The organism is Gillisella terrae (assembly GCF_004801395.1).
Lineage (GTDB): Bacteria > Pseudomonadota > Alphaproteobacteria > Rhizobiales > Rhizobiaceae > Allorhizobium > Allorhizobium terrae.
The window spans coordinates 659,588-678,476 of record NZ_SSOA01000002.1; the positions used below are offsets into that span (position 1 = coordinate 659,588).

Below are 18,889 nucleotides of genomic sequence, written 5' to 3' on the forward strand. Positions count from 1 at the left end.
AAGGACAGCTTACACCGCCCCATCCCCGTTAAGTCTGAAGACGGACGATCCACCGCCGTGCTTCTGATGCTCAAAATACAAAACGCTGCCGCCCATGCAATCACCAAACAGCATTGCGGGGCATTTACGATCCACCTTCACAGTGCGCTGTGGCTGAAAAGTCACAAACCCCTCCTCCACCATGGTCTTTTATTTACTTTTCATTAAGGAAATCTTTGAAAAACAAGCAGGAATAAGGATCTGGCCGTTTTCCACACCCGGCGACTGAAGGGGGAAATGTATCAAAGCAGGGCGATTCTGGAGCGCTCAAACCCGCAGCTTGCCCCTTTGCCCCACCAGATTCGCCATTATGTTGACGACCAGCAGGTCAGCCTTTGAACAAATGAAGCGGGTCACGATACGCTTTTACACAAGCGCAGCCCGATTCTGCGGACTCTGATTCTGTGAGAATCGGCGCATATTCGACTCATATCAGAGGGGATCGATTCCCTATCAACGAATTCCGCTTGATGAGAGTCACGCCGCGGACTCACACATATGCAAGTTCGTTCAATGATGGCGCGAATAGCGCCAATCCATTTCAGAAGATTCATCACTCTATATATAGATGCGTATGGCGGATGGCATTCGACTAGGAGAAACGCCTGCGCGACAGGCCCACTCCGCGCATTTTTGCAGCCAAATCCAGAAGACCAAAGACGACGAAAAGTGGAAATCCACTTTTTATGACAGGAAATTATATAAAAGCGCTTGCAATCGAATCGATGAACACATAATCAGACCGCACCGGAGAGGTGGCCGAGTGGTCGAAGGCGCTCCCCTGCTAAGGGAGTATACCAGAGATGGTATCGAGGGTTCGAATCCCTTCTTCTCCGCCATTGTTTCTCAGTTTTCCTGCAACAATTGGCGTTATAAGCGCACCGCATTCATCGCTGCGCTCGTAAGAAAAAGTTTAACCTCACCTTATGATATAAGCTGTTTAAGATCGCTCTGGGCGTCTCGCACCATGGCCTTTTCGGGCGTCCTGCCCAATTCCAAAAGCTTTTTGCCGGTGACATAGGCCCGCGCATCATTGATGGCATCGACGGCGATGAATGTTTCATTCCGATAATACCAGATGGAAAGGCTTCCCTCGCGCAGGCCGGGGCGCAGCACGGTGTCATCGTAACCAAGGTTCAGACCGGCGATTTGCAGCTTCAAATCATATTGATCTGACCAGAACCAGGGCTTGGGCTGGTAGGGTTGATTGCCGCCGGCGAGAATTGCCGCCACCGCCTCGGCCTGATCAACCGCATTTTGCACTGATTCGAGCCTGATCTCCGCATCTTGCCACGGCTGCAACGCACAATCACCAACTGCAAATATATCGGGATCGGAGGTTCTGGCGAACTGATCCACCAAAATGCCATTGCGCACAGCAAGGCCCGCGCGCGCTGCCAGTCCATCATTGGGCGACACACCAATGCCGACAATCACCATATCTACATCAAAACGGCTGCCATCCGACAATTCAGCGGCAACAACCCGACCGTTATCACCCATCAACCGCGACAATCCCATGCCTTCGCGAATCACCACGCCATAACCGGTGTGAACGGCACGAATAAAGTCTGCTGTTTCTTTTGCAGCGACTCGCGCCAGAATGCGGTCAGCCATTTCGATCAAGGTCACCTCGAGGCCAAGGTGGCGGGCAACAGCTGCGGCCTCAAGTCCGACATATCCACCGCCGACGATCAAAAGGCGGCGACCGGGCTTCATTTCAGCGCTCAGGCGGTCCGCGTCATCCTTGTTGCGTACCGTGAAAACACCGGCGAGATTCCCACCAATATCCTGTGGTAAATGGCGCGGTGTTGCGCCGGTTGCCAAAACCAGCTGATCATAGGCCAGCGTCGATCCATTTTGCAAAACAAGCTGTTTTGCTTCACGGTCGATTTCTTCCACCCAGGTCGATAAGCGCAACTGGACGTTATTGTCATGATACCATTGCTCCGGACGCAGGAGCAGTCGGTCAAAACTCATCTCGCCCAGCAGATATTTTTTGGATAATGGCGGACGTTGGTAAGGGACGTGTGGTTCCAGCCCGACAATGGTAATCGGGCGGCTGTCTTTAAGACTGCGCAGCTTTGACGCTGTTGAGAAGGCGGCCTGCCCCGCACCCACGATCACCAAACCCTGCACCAAACCTGCCTCCAACATGACCAAACACTTCGCCGTCTTGATTATCCCATAACCTGCAAGAACCCAACTCTTTTGAAAAGCTATGGCACTTTCTTAAGAACCGACAAAAGACAAGAGATGTTTCGCCCAATGGTACGGGAAGCAGTACCGCCGGTGGTCGTGTATGAAGACAGCGCAATTTTACGTCACAATGGAACAATCCATTAGGAAAAATACGCTAAAATGCATCCATTAAAGACAAAGAGAGGACGGGTGTCATGCCAGTGCAGAACATTCCCGACACACGAAAAGGCCTGCCAGAAGAGAAAGTTTATCGAAAGTTCACGATAGACCGTCCTGGCAAAATTATATTTGTGGGCCACCATCTCAGCACCAAAACCACGGTGCGTTGTCTTGTGCGTAAAATTTCGTTGCATGGTGCCGAGTTGGAAGTCAGCCGCTATCTTCCTGTTCCCAAGAATTTTTTTCTTGAGATTCTGGGGATTCGTGATGAAATCGGTTGCACGCTGATCAGACGTGAACAGGAAACTGCCGTGGTTGGATTTAACATGCTGATCGACCCGGAATTTTTACACCATGTTGTGAAGTTGTCCTTCGAATTTGGTCATTGAGAATCCGACTCTGAATATGCAATAGCTACGCCGCTGGCAGACGATTGAATGCCGCCATCAAAAGCCTCAATCATGTCGATTGTTATGAATAAATACTACTTTAAATTTTAAAATCTGGCGCAGAAAAACAGATTCTTTACAACTTTAGCCGATATATTGAGCAACAGGAAAGTTATCAGCAGCAAAGTCGCAAAGCGTGAACGCGCCTGAGCACGAGGAGTTGTAATGGAGTCTGGAAATCATCTACGTGGCGTTACATCGGAGATGTACGAACGCCGTTGGGATCGCTTTCAGGTCAAGCGTCCAGCGCGCATTATGGCCGTGCGTTCGGGCTTGAGTGGAACCGTGTCACGGAGTGCAACGGTGCTGGATATTTCACGGGGCGGTGCCGGGATAGAAATTGACGGCACCATGGGCCTTGGCTCCCATTACTATCTTGAAATTTTAGGTCTAGGCACGCGCATTGGCTGTGCAGAGGCATTTCGCAAGGGCAATCGGGCGGGCGTCAAATTCATTTTGCCCATCTCGGAAACGCTGTTGCAGCGTGTGGTGCGTGCCGATTTCATGATGGGCAACAATCTCGATGATGTTGGCAAATCCGTGCTGCCGGGAATGGGTCGCCTGGCCCGTTGAGGTGCGCTTTATTTATGATAGCACAGTCCATGACGGCAAGCGCTCTTCATTGATATAAGGATGCCAATCTCCAGCGCATGACAGCGCCGGACATGACCATGCTATCCAGACTCTATTTATCCAAATGTTGCCATCACGTTTTCAAACTTGCCGCACAATGCTGTAGGTGTGTTGATCACGACACTTTTGACAGTTGTTTTTGCGCCGAATCGCATCCAAAAAGCAATTGCTGGCCCGATTGATTGCCGGAGCCACACACTGCATTTGTTCTCTATCCGAAAATTCGGCTCAGGAAGTGTTTGAATGTCTATGTTTTCACGGTTCACGCCGCTCATCAGCCGCCTGCCATCCACTGTACCTTTCGTTGGCCCTGAAGCGATTGAGCGTGGCCGTGGTGCCGTTGTGGCTGCTCGCATTGGTGCCAACGAAAGCGGATTTGGCCCTTCCCCGCGCGCGCTGCAAGCGCTGAGAGACGCGGCAACAGACATTTGGAAATATGCCGATCCGGAAAATTTTGATCTCAAAGCAGCACTTGCCACCCATTATCATCTCAAAGCCGAGAATTTCGCCATCGGCGAAGGGGTCGACGATCTCTTGGGACTGGTGGTAAGAATGGTTGTTGAGCAGGATACGCCAGTCGTGACTTCGCTTGGCGGCTATCCGACCTTCAATTTCCATGTCACTGGTTTTGGCGGAAAGCTGATCACGACGCCCTATGTCGATGATCATGAGGATCTGGACGGTTTGCTGGCCTGCGTGATGCGTGAAAACGCACCCTTGGTATATTTGGCAAATCCAGATAACCCCATGGGCAGTTGGCACGACGCCGATGCCGTTGTGGCTTTTGCCAAGGCCTTGCCGCCCACATGCCTGCTGGTGCTGGACGAAGCCTATAGTGAAACGGCACCGAAAAGCGCTATTTCGGCCATCGACGCTTTGATTGATCTGCCAAACGTTTTGCGCATGCGCACATTCTCCAAAGCCTACGGGCTAGCGGGTGCGCGGATTGGCTACGCCATTGGTGCGCCTGCGAACACGGCCACTTTTGATCGCATCCGCAATCATTTTGGCATGGTGCGCACCTCGGTGGCCGCAGCCTGTGCCGCGCTTGCCGATCAGGCTTATCTTCAGGATGTGCTTGAACAAATTGCCGGTGCCAAAGCACGGATTGCCCAGATTGCCCATGAAAATGGCTTGAAGCCCCTGCCATCAGCCACCAATTTCGTCGCCATCGATTGCGGACGCGATGCGCTGTATGCCCGCGCCATTGTCGATGGGTTGATGGAGCACGGTGTATTTATTCGCATGCCAGGCGTGGCACCTCTGAACCGATGCATCCGCGTCAGTGCTGGCGTGAAAGCCGATCTCGACCTGCTTGAAAAGGCGCTCCCTGTGGTCCTCCAGAACATCGAATAAAAGAAAACCGCGCCAGCCTTGTTTCTGCTGGTCGCGGTTTTAATCTTTTTGATATGCTGTTTTTTGGGAAATGGTCGTCTTATGGATGATCGCGGTGGATCAGTGACAGGTCATCCATTCACGCGCATCTCTCAGCGCTTCAGCAAGCTGCGATTTTGACATGGTCGCGGCCAGATTGGCGCGCAGGCCCACAGACCGGTCACATCCCTTGATCGCCGCAATGTTGAGCCACTTGTGGGCGGCAACAATGTTCTGATCACATCCGCGCCCTGTGGCATACATCAAGCCGAGAATGCGAAAGACATCCGTCTGTTTCTCGCCACTCATTGCGGCCATATCTGCTTCGTGCGCGTCAAAATGTGCCATTGGTCTGTCCTGTTTCTACGTTTTCGTTTTTGACCTTTGACACCTGGCGCAACAATCCGCGCCTGAAGCTCAAAGGCAGTCTTTTTGTCATCTCATCATCTCAGGAGCAGCGTGGCTCGCAGCGTATGAGACAATGTTTAAGTCCCTGTTTTCATGTCTGAAACCTAAAACCCTTTTGCGCATTTCCTGCTTGTTTTCGGGCTTTCGGTCCGGCCGGTTTTCCCGGCTCGTTTGATGTCCCCACTATGCCAAAGGGATTTCAAAATCGCCTTAAAAGGCGTGCTTAACGACCGGCAAACGCCTCGAAAACCCTTTGTAAACTTGTCTTTCTGTTAAGCATCACAGGGGCTGATTTCCCGGCCATTCCGGGTTAATTTTACAAGATATTTACGGATGGCTTTTAACCGATTGTTGACCACGATACGGAAAGACAAAAAACAATCCCTTCTTTCTCGTGACAGCCAGCAGCAAACCGTGGCCGCAAAAAGCCTATTTACCTTTACGTGCGCGTCACTTATTTTAGCTTTTGAAGTCGGTGAATTTCACCGCACTTTCGGGGAGCGATCAGGAGGAAAGAATGAAGCGAATTTTGTTGGTGGCGGGGGCCATGGTTTTGTGTGCATCAGCGGTGCTTGCAGCAGAGCCGATTGAAGGCAAATGGAAAACAGAAAGCGGCGAAACGGCCGACATCAGCAATTGCGGTTCAAATTTCTGCATCAACCTTAAAACCGGAAAATACGCTGGCAAGCAGATTGGCAAGCTCAGCGGGGCGGCTGACATGTACACGGGCGAAGTGACCGATCCTGCCTCCGACAAGACCTATTCCGGCTCGGCCAAAATCAGCGGCAATACGCTCAAGCTCAAGGGCTGCGTTCTATCGGTGTTCTGTAAAAGCCAGACATGGCGGCGCATGTAGCGCTGAGAGGGCAGCGCCTTGCAGGAAGAAAGCCCAAGGCGCTGTCATGCTGATTGCAAGCATCTGAGACCAAAACCTCACTTCATGGGATGCCATTCAGTCTGGGTTCAGGCAAATGTGCCATATTAAGGCATTAACTTTGCTCGGGAGATGGTTATGGTCGATATCGCAAAACGCCTCACTGCAATCAGTGTCATTATGACCCTTTTTGCCCTGCTGTTTCTTGCCATGATCAATGACCATAATCCTGCCGCGCGCATGCGCCAGCAAAGTCAGATTTCGGCCACCTATGGCCTCATTCCATCGGCATAAAATACAAACAAGACGGCTTTATTGCATCTGTCGTTTGCTTGTTAAAAAGAGCGCTCTATAATGTCTCATGAGCAATCGAATCGTTAGTCCAATCCCTATGAATTGCATCAGCCCGCCTGCTTACGAGGCTCGGTATTTTACGGACGCCGCCGAGGCCGTTGATGCCATCACAGACATTTATGAACGCAACACCCGCTTTCTGATTGATGCGTTCACAGCCCTCAGCAAGGGGGCAGAGATAGAAGGCCGCTACCGCGCTTTCTATCCGCAAGTCACCCTTGAAACCAGCAGCTTTGGCCATCTGGATACCCGTCTTTCCTATGGGCATGTGACCTCTCCGGGCGTTTACACCACCACACTGACACGGCCGCAACTGTTCCGCCATTATCTCAAGGAACAATTGAGCCTGCTGATGCGCAATCATCAGGTACCGGTGCGGGTGAGCGAATCCACCACGCCCATTCCCTTGCACTTCGCCTTTGGTGAAGGTGCCCATGTGGAAGCGGCAGCCAGCGGGCTTTCCGATATCCCGCTGCGGGATCTGTTTGATACGCCCGATCTTTCGACCACCGATGATGAAATTGCCAATGGCGAGTATGAGCCACCGGCTGGCGAGCCTTTTCCTCTGGCCCCGTTTACGGCCCAGCGGATTGATTATTCGCTGGCACGGCTTTCCCATTACACGGCAACGGGTGCCAATCACTTCCAGAATTTTGTGATTTTCACCAACTATCAGTTCTATGTCGATGAGTTCTGCGCCTATGCCCGCGCGCTGATGGCAAAGGGTGGCGAAGAGTATTCCGCCTTTGTTGAACCGGGCAATGTTGTCACCCTCGCGGGGGAAACAGCCCCATCCTCCGGCACGCCAGTGGGTCGTCTGCCGCAAATGCCTGCCTATCACCTGAAAAAGAAGGGGCACGCCGGGATTACCATGGTCAATATTGGCGTTGGCCCATCGAATGCCAAAACCATTACAGACCACATCGCCGTGCTGCGACCCCATGCATGGTTGATGCTGGGCCATTGTGCTGGCCTTCGCAACAGCCAGCGACTGGGCGATTATGTGCTGGCCCATGCCTATATGCGCGAAGACCATGTGCTGGATGATGATTTGCCGGTTTGGGTGCCCATTCCGGCTCTGGCAGAAGTGCAGCTGGCGTTGGAAGATGCCGTAGAAGAAGTGACCGGCTATGAAGGCTTTGAGCTGAAGCGCATCATGCGCACCGGCACCGTGGCCACCATTGACAACCGAAACTGGGAATTGCGCGACCAGCGCGGCCCGGTAAAGCGGCTCTCACAGGCCCGCGCCATTGCGCTCGATATGGAATCAGCCACCATCGCCGCCAATGGTTTCCGCTTTCGTGTGCCCTATGGCACGCTTTTGTGTGTTTCCGACAAGCCCTTGCATGGCGAGTTGAAGCTGCCGGGCATGGCGACAAACTTCTATAAAACGCAAGTGAGCCAACATTTGCAGATTGGCATTTGCGCCATGCAAAAGCTGGCAGCCATGCCGCAGGAAAAGCTGCATTCGCGCAAACTCAGAAGCTTCTTTGAGACGGCGTTTCAATAGACAGCGGCGCATCGCTTTTACAGCGCCGTGCGTTTTATAAAACGCACGGCGCTGTAACACTTTTAATCTGCTGCATAATTTTCACCTTAAATCGATTCCGATTTAAGGAATTATGCAGTAAAGCGACGTTCCTTTTCAGATCATGCCCGGCCTTGTGTCGGGCATTTTGTTTTCAGGCATCTGCAAAAATATCTCTGCCCCTCTTGATTCAATAGTTCTAAGATATATCTTAGACACATCAAGAAACATTGGAGATAATCAATGAGACATTTTCACAAAGAGCATGGCGATGACCATCACGGCCGAGGACGTCACCACATTCTTCACAGTATGATGCATGCCATGCGCGGCGGTGCCTTTGGCCCCGGCGGACCAGATGGCCGACGCGGGCGTGGTCGCGACGGCGAACGCCGTCGCATGTTTGAATCGGGCGAGTTGCGGCTTGTGCTGCTCAAGCTGATTTCAGAACAGCCACGCCATGGCTATGACCTGATCCGGGAAATTGAGAGCCTTTCTGGCGGTGCCTACGCTCCAAGCCCCGGCGTGGTCTATCCCACCATGACCCTTTTGATCGATATGGGTCTGGCCGAAGAACAGCAGAGTGAAGGTGCGCGCAAGCTGTTAGGCATCACACCCGATGGCGTCATTCATCTGCAAGACAATGCACAGGCGCTCGACGTTGCCATGGCCCGGCTGACGGCTCTTGCCAAAGTGTCTGAGCGCACGGATTCAGGCCCGGTTCGCCGTGCCATTCACAACATGCGTGCGGTCATCCACGACCGGCTCTCCCAAGAGGGTGTTTCGCGCGAAACCCAGCTTGAAGTCGCGCGCATTCTCGATGAAGCTGCCAGCAAGATTGAAAGGTTGTAACATGAGCAAAACCACGGCCGTCGTGCCCACAGAACATGCCTGGAAATATATTCAACAACTGTGCAAACACTGGAGCCATAAGCTGACTGTTGAGCTTGCGGACAACAAAGGCATCGTGTCCTTTGACAATGCCACGGCGGTTATGACCTCCGATGAGAAAGCGCTGACGGTAACTATTGAAGCACCGTCGGACGAGGTGCTGGAGCGGCTCAAAGGCGTCGTCTCCAGCCATCTCGACCGTTTTGCTTTTCGCGAAGCGCCCCTGCCCTTTGCATGGCAGGATGCCTGATTACGCGTGATAATGATCCTTGAGCCAATCCAGAGCCTTGCCAAGGGTCTCCACCGCATGATCAACCTCGGACCGTGAAATGATCAAGGGCGGCGAAAACAACATGCGATCACCAGTGGCGCGAACAATCACGCCATTGGCAACGCAATGATTTCGCACAAAAGCACCCGCATCATCGGGTTTGGCAAAACGGCGGCGGCTGGCCTTGTCGTCTGTCAGCTGAACGGCACCAATCAGGCCCACGCTCACCACCTCACCCACTCTGTCATGATCCCTCAGCGTACCCAACGCTTGCGCCATATAGGGGCCGATGTCATCGCGCACGCGCTCAACCAACCCTTCGTCTTCCAGAATACGGATATTTTCCAACGCTGCTGCGGCACAGACCGGATGGCCGGAATAGGTGTAGCCGTGATTAAAATCACCAACCTCGTTGATCAGCACCTCGGCCACACGATCCGACACCAGCACTCCGCCAATCGGCAGATAGCCCGATGACAGGCCCTTGGCGATCGGTGCCATATCCGGCTCAAAGCCAAAGTGTTGATAGCCAAACCAGCTCCCCAGACGGCCAAATCCGCAAATCACCTCATCCGATACCAACAGAACATTATGCTGCTTGCAGATGCGGACAATCTCGGGCCAATAAGTCTCCGGTGGAACAATCACCCCACCGGCTCCCTGGATAGGCTCAGCCACAAAGGCCGCAACATGATCGGCACCGAGTTCGAGGATTTTTGCCTCCAGCTCCTGCGCAATCTTGAGGCCAAACGCCGCCGGGCAAAGATCACCGCCGTCACCAAACCAATAGGGCTGGTTGATGTGATGGATGCCCTCAATCGGCAGATTGCCCTGCTCGTGCATATATTTCATGCCACCCAGTGAGGCCCCGGCCACTGTGGAGCCGTGATAGCCATTTTTGCGGGCAATGATCTGGGTTTTGGTCGCGTGCCCCAGCGCCTTCCAATAAACCCGCGCCAGCCGAAACCATGTATCCGTCGCTTCCGATCCGGAATTGGTGAAGAACACGTGGTTCATATGGGGGCCGGCTTTGCTGGTCACTTTTTGCGCCAGCAGAGTGGCTGGCGGCGTGGTGGTGCCAAAAAACGTGTTGTAATAGGGCAGCTCCTGCATTTGCTCAAAGGCAGCCTTGGCAATCGAGCTGCGGCCATAGCCAACATTGACGCACCAAAGACCTGCAAAGGCATCCAGATATTTCTTGCCGGTCGAATCCCAAATATACACGCCCTCGGCTTTTTGCATCACCCGCACGCCGTTTTCATTCAGCTTTTTCATGTCGTTAAAAGGGTGCAGATGATGGGCGGCATTGATGGCGGCGAGATTCGAAAGGGAGCTGGAAATATCTGACATAAAGATCGATCCTATCACGGTTCCACCGCATTGAACGGCGGTAACTAATCCGCTACGAACATGACTTGAGCAATCTCATTTGGCAAGAATGGCTGAATGCCAACAACCCTGAGCCAACAATATTGGAAAGCCGCTTTCATGACAGACACGCAGGATGCCACGCTTGATCCACAGGCACGCATTGAAGTGCTACTGGTGGGTATGAATGGCGATCTGCGTGGCAAAATGATTCCCCTCAGCGCCGAAGCCAAGGTTTGGAAAAACAGCGTCCGTCTGCCAGCTTCAACCCAGTCACTGGATATCTGGGGTGATGACAATGACGACCTGACCGGCATTTCGCTCACCCTGGGCGACCCTGATGGCATGTGCGTACCGGACAAGCGCTCGCTCACGCCCATGCCTTGGGCACCCAAGGGTTCAAAGCAGGTTTTGGCCACCATGCATACGCTGGATGGCGAGCCGCATTTTATCTGTCCTCGCGCCATTCTCGCCCGTGTGCTCAAGCGGTTTGATGCGCTTGGCCTGACACCCGTGGTCGCGACCGAGCTGGAATTTTACGTGATGGAGGGTGATTGGCGCGAGAGGGATCGCCCTATGCCGCCAAAGTCGCTGACCTATCGGGGCGAACCCAATGGCTACCAGCTCTATGACATGCGGGCAACGGCAGCCATGGAGGATTACCTCACCACGTTAAGAGAATATGCCGACGCCATGGGCCTGCCCGCCGACGCCACCACAGCCGAGTTTGGTGCCGGCCAGTTTGAAGTCAATCTGCTGCACTGTCCTGATGCAATGGCCGCCGCCGACGACTGTATCTATCTCAAGCGGGTGGCCGAATTTGCAGCCCAAAAGCACGGGCTGAAATCCACCTGCATGGCCAAGCCTTATAGTGATCAGGCCGGTTCCGGCCTGCATGTGCACATCAGCATTATCGATCGTGACGGCAACAATATCCTGGATGCCAAGGGCGGTGAGCCAACCAGGCTGAAATCCGTGACAGCAGGCATGTTGCAAACCATGCAAGAGGCACAACTGATCTTTGCGCCCTTTGCCAATTCCTACCGTCGATTCCAGCCCGGCTCGTTTGCGCCAGACAAGATCGATTGGGGTTTTGGCCATCGTGGCACAGCCGTGCGTATTCCGGATAAAGATGGCCCGGCGGCGCGCGTGGAACATCGCGTCGCGGGCGCAGACGCCAACCCTTATCTCTTGCTCGCAGCCATTCTCGGCGGCATGCTGTTGGGCCTGGAACGAGATCTCGATCCCGGTGCGCCAGCCTCGCCAAATGCTCCAAGCACAACTGCCAATATTTTGACCCATGATTTTCTGACTGCGGTCGATCGGTTTGGCGCATCGCCCTTCATCGCCGATGTGTTCGGGGCGCAATATGCAAAGATCTATGGTGACACCAAGCGCAAGGAAGCCATAACCTATTTGCGCACCGTGTCGGATTTCGACTATCGGACCTATCTGCCACGCTTGTGATGTGAACAATCATCCTAAGATTGCGATGTTTATTGAAAAATAAACCTTCATTTCAATCGGTTTTCAGAAACTTGAAATAGGCAGAGACCGCTCAGGCCGCTGATTTGCGCGGAAAAATGTCGCCATTTTTAGTATGCTCAGCATACCAGAATCTGTGGAAAACCGGGGAAAACAGCCCATTCGACGTTTTTGCCGCAGGCGCGAAAACGGCCGAAAAACCTTTTATTGTCGCAGGATAGGGCTTGATTACTCAAATGCGACAATGTTTTTTTTGAGGCAGGGGTTGTTTTTTGAGCAGCTTTGCAATTTGGTCGGCAATCGAACAAATCTCAACTCGGTGTGGAGACCATAATGACCCTGATGAAAACCCGTTTTGTAGCGACCTTGCTGGCTGGCAGCCTGCTGCTGGGCGCAAGCGGTGCACTCGCTGAAGCTGTACTCAACCGCGGCAACAGCGGCGAACCAAAGTCGCTCGATCCGGCCCATATCTCCATTGATATTGAAGGCTTTGTCATCCGTGATATGTTCGAAGGCCTGACGATTGCTGACGCAAGCGGCAAGATTGTACCGGGTACAGCCGAAAGCTGGAAAGTGTCGGATGACGGCACCGTTTACACCTTCAAAATCCGTGATAACGCCAAATGGTCGGATGGCTCGCCGGTGACGGCTGAAGACTTCCAGTTTGCCATGCGTCGCCTGGAAAATCCAAAGACCGCGGCTGAATATGCCAACCTGCTCTACCCCATCAAGAACGCCGAAAAGGTCAACACCGGCAAGCTGCCTGTTGAAGAGCTGGGCGTGAAGGTAATTGATGCCAAGACGCTGGAAATCACGCTTGAGCGTTTCACCCCTTACTTCCTGCAGCTGATGTCGCATTACACAGCGCTGCCAATCAGCAAGGCAAACTATGAAAAGTTTGGCGATGCTTTTGTTAAGCCCGGCAACATGGTCAACAATGGCGCGTTCAAGCTGGAATCCCACGTGCCAAACGACAAGCTGGTCGAAGTGAAGAACGACCAGTATTGGGATGCCAAAAACGTCAAGCTCGACAAGGTCGTGTTCTACCCAATCGAAGATGATGCCGCCGCTGTTCGTCGTTTTGAAGCCAAGGAGCTGGACGTTGTATACAACTTCTCAGCTGACCAGATCAAACGCTTGCGCGCTGCCTACAGCAGCCAGGTTCATGTGTCTCCGGCGCTGTCGACCTATTACTATGCGTTCGATACCCGTGAAGCTCCAATGAACGACGTAAAGGTCCGTCGCGCGCTGTCCATGGCTATCGACCGCGACTTCCTCTCCAGCGAAATCTTCTCCGGTGCACAGCTGCCGCTTTACTCCATGGTGCCTCCGGGCATGGAAGGCTATGAAAAGCCAGCCGTTCCGGACTTTGCCTCCATGTCGCAGATCGACCGTGAAGACAAGGCTGTGGAGCTGATGAAGGAAGCCGGTTACGGCGCAGGCGGCAAGCCGCTGAACCTCGACATCCGCTACAACACCAACAGCAACCATGAGCGTGTTGCCACCGCGATTGCCGATATGTGGAAGACCACATTCGGTGCCAAGGTGACATTGACCAACCTCGACGTTGCCTCGCACTATTCCTACCTCAAGGAAGGCGGCAAATTCTCGGTTGCGCGCGCTGGCTGGGGTGCGGACTATGCCGACCCTGAAAACTTCCTGGCTCTGACCCTGGGTGACAACACCACCTTCAACTATGCCCACTGGAAAAACCCGGAATTCGACGCCTTGATGAAGAAGTCGTACAACGAGAAAGACCAGAAGCTCCGCATGGAAGAAATGCACAAGGCGGAGCAGATCCTGGTGGATGAGCAGCCTGTTGCACCGTTGATGAACACTGCCAATCTCTGGCTGGTGTCTGACAAGGTGTCCGGTTGGGCTGACAATGCTGTCAACGAGCATCTGTCCAAGTATCTCAGCGTTTCCAAGTAACGTCGAACGGAGAATGATGCGCGATAGGCCAGACATGGTCTGTCGCGCGTCTGTTATTTGACCATGATCAATTTTGTCCTTCGCCGACTGATGAGCGCCATCCCCACGGTGTTTCTCGTCATCACCATATCCTTCTTCCTGATGCGCTTTGCGCCGGGCGGACCGTTTGACGTTGAACGCCCGTTCCCGCCAGACATCATGGCCAATCTGATGAAGACCTATCATCTGGATCAGCCACTCTGGCTCCAATATCTGAATTACCTCGCCAATGCGGTGCGTGGTGATTTTGGCCCATCCTTCATCTACAAGGATAGTACGGTTGCGCAATTGATTGCGCAGGCCCTGCCCTATTCCATTCAGCTTGGTGGCACTGCTTTGCTGATCGCGCTGGTTGGCGGCGTTATTCTTGGCACCATTGCCGCCCTTCGGCAGAATGGCATTATTGATTTTGCCCTGATGTCGGTCTCGACCATCGGCATTACGGTACCGAACTTCGTGATGGGCCCGGTGCTGACACTGGTTTTTGCGCTGATGCTATCGTGGCTGCCTGCTGGTGGCTGGGGTGATGGCTCTGCCTATTATCTGGCTCTGCCCATTACCGTGCTGGCCTTGCCGCAGGTTGCCGTCATTGCCCGCCTCACCCGTGGCTCGATGATTGAAGCACTGCACACCGACCATATCCGCACAGCCCGCGCCTATGGTCTGCCCTCGCGCACCGTGGTGATTACCCACGCGCTTCGTGGCGCGATGTTGCCGGTCGTGTCCTATCTTGCACCAGCCGCCGCTGCTCTTTTGACCGGTTCTGCCGTGGTTGAGAGCATTTTCACCATTCCGGGCGTTGGCCGATTTTTTGTTATCGGTGCATTGAACCGCGATTATCCTCTGGTCATGGCAACCGTTGTTCTCGTTGCGGTTTTCGTGATCGTCTTCAACCTGCTGGTCGACGTCGCCTATGGCCTGCTCGATCCGAGGGTCCGTCATGACTGATACCACCATTACCTCTCCTACCATTGCAGGCCGAAGCCTGGCCCAATTGGCGGCCTTGCGGTTTCGGCGCAACAAAGCCGCTATGGGCGGCAGCATCATGCTTTTGCTGATTGCGCTGTTTTCCTTCGTTGGCCCGCTATTTTCATCGCACAGCTATGATGAGGTTTTCTCGTCCTATGTTTCGGTGCCTCCAAGCTTGCAGCCGTTTCCCCATCCGGATACCTTGCAGGAAGTGGCAGCCGGTGCGGCACAGCGCGCGCGCTTGAAGCTGGAAAGCTTCAGCGTTGAAAAAGGCGTTTTCACCGCCAAGATCATCTCGGACAAGCCGATTGATCCGCGCTCGATCCGCTATTTCGACCGGGTGAACGAATTCAAGAACACGCGCATTACCGACACCACCGCAGATCGCCTGTCGATGACGATGAGTGGCAATGTTGCGCAGGAATATTTCCCCTTCGGCACCGATAGCAACGGCCGTGACCTGCTGGTTCGCGTCATGCTCGGTGGGCAAATCTCCATTGCCGTCGGCATTGCCGCAAGCCTTGTCTCGCTGGGGATTGGCGTCATCTATGGGGCGACCTCGGGCTATCTGGGCGGACGCATTGACAATGTCATGATGCGCGTCGTTGAAATTCTCTATTCGCTTCCCTTCGTGTTCCTCGTTGTCGTCATGGTGGTGTTTTTCGGACGCTCCATCGTGTTGATCTTCGTGGTGATTGGGGCCGTGCAATGGCTGGAAATGGCCCGCATTGTGCGTGGGCAAACCCTGTCACTCAAACGGCGTGAATTTGTGGGTGCCGCCCAGGCGCTTGGCCTGACCGACTGGCAGATCATTCGCCGTCACATCATTCCCAACACCATTGGGCCGGTGATTGTGTTTGTCACCGTGGTTGTGCCGCATGTGATCCTGACGGAGAGCTTCCTGTCCTTCCTGGGTCTGGGTGTTCAGGCACCGCTGGCCAGCTGGGGCACGTTGATTTCGGAAGGCGCGAAGAACATGCAAAATGCACCGTGGCTGCTGATTTTCCCAGCTATCTTCTTCGTGCTCACCCTGTTTTCACTGAACTTCGTGGGCGATGGCCTGCGTGATGCACTTGATCCCAAGGACCGATGAGCATGGACAAGACCAAGAACGCAACCGTGCTGACCGTCAAAAATCTGAAAGTTGATTTCACCACGCCGGATGGCGAGGTGAATGCGGTCAAGGGCATTTCCTTTGATGTGAAAAAGGGCGAAACGCTGGCCATCGTTGGCGAATCGGGCTCTGGCAAAAGCCAGACCATGATGGCGCTGATGGGCCTTCTGGCCGCCAATGGCAAAGTCTCCGGCTCAGCCCGCTACGGCGAGACCGAAATGGTGGGAGCCAGCCTTTCCACCCTCAACAGCGTGCGCGGCTCCAAGATCACCATGATCTTTCAGGAACCGATGACCTCGCTGGACCCGCTTTACAAGGTGGGCAAGCAGATTGCCGAGGCCTTGATTCATCACCGCAAGATGAGCAAGGCCCAAGCCCGTGAACGGGTGCTTGAACTGCTCAATCTGGTTGGCATTCCCGACCCCAACCGGCGCATTGACAGCTATCCGCACGAACTCTCTGGCGGCCAGCGCCAGCGCATCATGATTGCCATGGCTTTGGCCAATGAGCCTGACATGCTGATTGCCGATGAGCCAACAACCGCGCTTGACGTGACCATTCAGGCGCAGATTCTGGATCTTCTGGCCGATCTGCAAAAGCGCTTTGGCATGGCCATCGTGCTGATCACCCATGATCTGGGTGTGGTCAAACATGTGGCTGATCGCGTGGTGGTGATGCGGCGCGGCGAAGTGGTGGAGCATGGCAGCCGCGACGATATTTTTGAGCGTGCAACACAAGACTACACCAAAATGCTTTTGGCCTCCGAGCCAACCGGCACCAAAGCCGCACCGGCTGCCGATGCGCCCGTGATCTTGGAAGGTCGCAATGTTGTGGTCGATTTCAACATCAGCTCGGGCATGTTGTTCAAGGGTACGCGCAAATTCCGCGCCGTGGACCACGTCAATGTGCGGCTTCATCAGGGGCAAACCATTGGCATCGTCGGCGAATCCGGCTCTGGCAAGTCCACCCTTGGCCGGGCGCTGTTGAAACTGCTGGAGGCGGACGGTCGTTTCAGTTTTGAAACCACCGACATCTCAGCGCTGGACCGTACCGGCATGCGCCCGTTTCGCAAGAGCATGCAGCTGGTGTTTCAAGACCCTTACGGCTCGCTTTCGCCTCGCCAGACGGTGGGTGAAATCATCACCGAAGGCCTTTATGTGCATGAGCCTACGCTGACCAAAGCGCAGCGTGACGCCCGCGCCGTGGCCGCTCTGAAAGAAGTGGGGCTGGACCCTGCCTCACGCAATCGCTATCCGCATGAGTTCTCCGGCGGCCAGCGCCAGCGTATCGCCATTGCCCGCTCGATGATTCTGAAGCCCAAAGTGGTTATTCTGGATGAGCCAACCTCTGCGCTCGACCGCACAGTCCAGCGGCAGGTGATCGAGCTGTTGCGCGACCTGCAAGAGAAGCACAATCTGTCCTACGTGTTCATCAGCCATGACCTGTCCGTGATCAGAGCGATTGCCGATCATGTTGTGGTGATGAAAGACGGCAAGATCGTCGAAGAAGGTCCAACGCAGGAGATTTTTGACAACCCTGCACAGGATTACACCAAGACATTGATTGCAGCGGCTTTCACGCATTAATCACGCCGACATATCACCAGCAACGCCCGGCCCGTCCGGGCGTTGTTGTTTTCAAAGCCCCCAACCGTGCAACAAACTATTGTGGTGCCAATACCTTCAACTCGCCGGGGTGAATTTTAATTTCCACATCACGCGGCATATGCAGCAACTCCCCATCGACAACGCAGACCACGCCTTTTTTATGCTTGGGAAAATGCAGTCGAACACTCTTTGTTTCGGCTGCCATCACCGATTGGTTTTCGGTTAGACGACCACGCACGATGTCAATTGCCAGCCCGGCCACACCAACCGTGTCCAATGGTGCTGCCAGATAGACGCCCAATTGGCCGGTCGTCAGGTCATCGGCGAAAAACAGCGGATTGCTGCCAATGGGATTGTTGCACACGGAGATCGCCGATACTTCGCGCTTTTCAGAACGGCCATCACCCTTCATGTCAAAATCGACCTCAAAATGGGGTGGTTTGAACATCACGCTGAGGGCGGCGCTGGCACTGGCGCGAATTTTTCCAAGGCGTGATGCAAAATTCATTCGATTGCGCAGCCGCACCATGCGCGCATGCATGCCCGCAGAGAACTGATGGACATAAGGCTGACCATTGACGCTCGCGATATCAACTGACTGAACCTCTGCCGTCGCCAGCACCTCCAACACCTGCCAGATATCCAGGGGCAGCTTTAAAGAGCGGGCAAACAGGTTCATCGTGCCAGCAGGAACCACGCCGAGCGGCAGCCCGGCACGCCAGGCAATACCCGCAGCCGTCGAGATGGTGCCATCGCCACCGCCCGCCACCAGCGCATCATAGCCTTCATCTGCGGCAGACTGCATGGCGTCAACAATCTCGCGGCCTGGCACGGCGACACAGGTCACATCATGGCCCGCAGATCGAAAAACCTGCATTGCCCGTTGGCAATAGGCGTCCATGTCCGTGGTGCGAAATGTGCCGCCATCTTTATTAAAGACTGCCTTGATCTTCATTTCTGTTCCTTCAGCTCACGAACGAGTCCCACAAAACCGGGCAACCCAAGACAATGCATGGGAGCGCAGAAGGTTTCATCCCCCTTGCAGATCGCAATTGCGATGGACAAGTTCAAGAGGCGCACAAATTCCGCTACCGCATCGCACAATCATGATATAATTGTTTTTCACGCGAAAGCGGCTGCATTGCAGCGACACGCTGTAAAATTATTTATCTGAAAACATCCTATTGAGCGCT

Annotated in this window: 18 protein-coding genes and 1 tRNA gene; 14 read left to right on the plus strand and 5 right to left on the minus strand. The window is 54.1% G+C overall.

The features are described 5' to 3' along the window. Window positions 1-9: 9 nt before the first annotated feature. Window positions 10-165: a hypothetical protein gene (locus tag E6C51_RS06855; RefSeq protein ID WP_186827813.1), complete on the minus strand. Its 156-nt coding sequence runs from the start codon at window positions 163-165 to the stop codon at window positions 10-12. A gap of 623 nt (window positions 166-788) precedes the next feature. Here E6C51_RS06855 and E6C51_RS06860 point away from each other — a divergent pair. Next, window positions 789-878 (plus strand) — tRNA-Ser (locus E6C51_RS06860). Window positions 879-963: 85 nt separating this feature from the next. Here the strand turns inward: E6C51_RS06860 and E6C51_RS06865 are convergent. Next, window positions 964-2,181 (minus strand): NAD(P)/FAD-dependent oxidoreductase, encoded by a 1,218-nt coding sequence (locus E6C51_RS06865; RefSeq protein ID WP_190235428.1) that lies wholly within the window; start codon window positions 2,179-2,181, stop codon window positions 964-966. A 254-nt stretch (window positions 2,182-2,435) separates the two neighbouring features. On the opposite strand from E6C51_RS06865, the gene E6C51_RS06870 reads away from it, so the two are divergent. The 3 genes from E6C51_RS06870 to E6C51_RS06880 all read left to right on the plus strand — a co-directional run bounded on the left by E6C51_RS06870 (window position 2,436) and on the right by E6C51_RS06880 (window position 4,838). After that, the gene (locus E6C51_RS06870) at window positions 2,436-2,789 is read left to right on the plus strand and encodes a hypothetical protein (protein ID WP_146936864.1); all 354 of its coding nucleotides are present in this window, start codon (window positions 2,436-2,438) and stop codon (window positions 2,787-2,789) included. Window positions 2,790-3,014: 225 nt separating this feature from the next. Further along, a complete protein-coding gene (locus E6C51_RS06875; RefSeq protein WP_146936866.1) occupies window positions 3,015-3,422 on the plus strand; it encodes a PilZ domain-containing protein in 408 nt (135 codons plus the stop codon). Between the two features lie 303 nt (window positions 3,423-3,725). Next, entirely contained in the window at window positions 3,726-4,838 is a 1,113-nt protein-coding gene (locus E6C51_RS06880) for a pyridoxal phosphate-dependent aminotransferase (protein ID WP_190235429.1), read from the plus strand. A gap of 99 nt (window positions 4,839-4,937) precedes the next feature. Here E6C51_RS06880 and E6C51_RS06885 read toward each other — a convergent pair whose 3' ends face one another. After that, a complete protein-coding gene (locus tag E6C51_RS06885) occupies window positions 4,938-5,204 on the minus strand; it encodes an SEL1-like repeat protein (RefSeq protein ID WP_075637554.1) in 267 nt (88 codons plus the stop codon). Window positions 5,205-5,781: 577 nt separating this feature from the next. Here E6C51_RS06885 and E6C51_RS06890 point away from each other — a divergent pair. From E6C51_RS06890 to E6C51_RS06910, 5 genes are all read left to right on the plus strand, one after another. Then, window positions 5,782-6,120 (plus strand): DUF2147 domain-containing protein, encoded by a 339-nt coding sequence (locus tag E6C51_RS06890; protein WP_190235430.1) that lies wholly within the window; start codon window positions 5,782-5,784, stop codon window positions 6,118-6,120. 156 nt (window positions 6,121-6,276) lie between these two features. Further along, window positions 6,277-6,432: a hypothetical protein gene (locus E6C51_RS06895; RefSeq protein WP_186827814.1), complete on the plus strand. Its 156-nt coding sequence runs from the start codon at window positions 6,277-6,279 to the stop codon at window positions 6,430-6,432. 67 nt (window positions 6,433-6,499) lie between these two features. After that, window positions 6,500-8,002: an AMP nucleosidase gene (locus E6C51_RS06900; RefSeq protein ID WP_190235431.1), complete on the plus strand. Its 1,503-nt coding sequence runs from the start codon at window positions 6,500-6,502 to the stop codon at window positions 8,000-8,002. 261 nt (window positions 8,003-8,263) lie between these two features. Next, window positions 8,264-8,872 carry a PadR family transcriptional regulator gene (locus tag E6C51_RS06905; protein WP_075637557.1) on the plus strand — a complete coding sequence of 203 codons (609 nt, stop codon included), beginning with the start codon at window positions 8,264-8,266 and terminating at the stop codon, window positions 8,870-8,872. Window position 8,873: 1 nt separating this feature from the next. Beyond that, window positions 8,874-9,161, plus strand: coding sequence for a DUF2218 domain-containing protein (locus E6C51_RS06910; protein WP_146936874.1), 288 nt, complete (start codon window positions 8,874-8,876; stop codon window positions 9,159-9,161). Here the strand turns inward: E6C51_RS06910 and E6C51_RS06915 are convergent, their stop codons facing one another. After that, window positions 9,162-10,532 (minus strand): aspartate aminotransferase family protein, encoded by a 1,371-nt coding sequence (locus E6C51_RS06915; RefSeq protein WP_190235432.1) that lies wholly within the window; start codon window positions 10,530-10,532, stop codon window positions 9,162-9,164. It lies immediately after the preceding gene. A gap of 138 nt (window positions 10,533-10,670) precedes the next feature. On the opposite strand from E6C51_RS06915, the gene E6C51_RS06920 reads away from it, so the two are divergent. From E6C51_RS06920 to E6C51_RS06940, 5 genes are all read left to right on the plus strand, one after another. Then, window positions 10,671-12,017, plus strand: coding sequence for a glutamine synthetase family protein (locus E6C51_RS06920; protein WP_190235433.1), 1,347 nt, complete (start codon window positions 10,671-10,673; stop codon window positions 12,015-12,017). Between the two features lie 351 nt (window positions 12,018-12,368). Next, entirely contained in the window at window positions 12,369-13,967 is a 1,599-nt protein-coding gene (locus E6C51_RS06925) for a peptide ABC transporter substrate-binding protein (protein ID WP_146936880.1), read from the plus strand. Window positions 13,968-14,030: 63 nt separating this feature from the next. After that, complete coding sequence (gene oppB / locus E6C51_RS06930; RefSeq protein WP_146936882.1) at window positions 14,031-14,954, plus strand: oligopeptide ABC transporter permease OppB; 924 nt, start codon at window positions 14,031-14,033, stop codon at window positions 14,952-14,954. Further along, entirely contained in the window at window positions 14,947-16,068 is a 1,122-nt protein-coding gene (locus tag E6C51_RS06935; RefSeq protein WP_146936884.1) for an ABC transporter permease, read from the plus strand. Before oppB ends, E6C51_RS06935 begins: the two co-directional genes overlap by 8 nt. A 2-nt stretch (window positions 16,069-16,070) precedes the next feature. Beyond that, complete coding sequence (locus E6C51_RS06940) at window positions 16,071-17,675, plus strand: ABC transporter ATP-binding protein (protein WP_146936886.1); 1,605 nt, start codon at window positions 16,071-16,073, stop codon at window positions 17,673-17,675. Window positions 17,676-17,751: 76 nt separating this feature from the next. Here the strand turns inward: E6C51_RS06940 and E6C51_RS06945 are convergent, their stop codons facing one another. Next, window positions 17,752-18,651, minus strand: a complete 900-nt coding sequence (locus tag E6C51_RS06945; RefSeq protein ID WP_146936888.1) for a diacylglycerol/lipid kinase family protein — start codon at window positions 18,649-18,651, stop codon at window positions 17,752-17,754. Window positions 18,652-18,889: the final 238 nt, after the last annotated feature.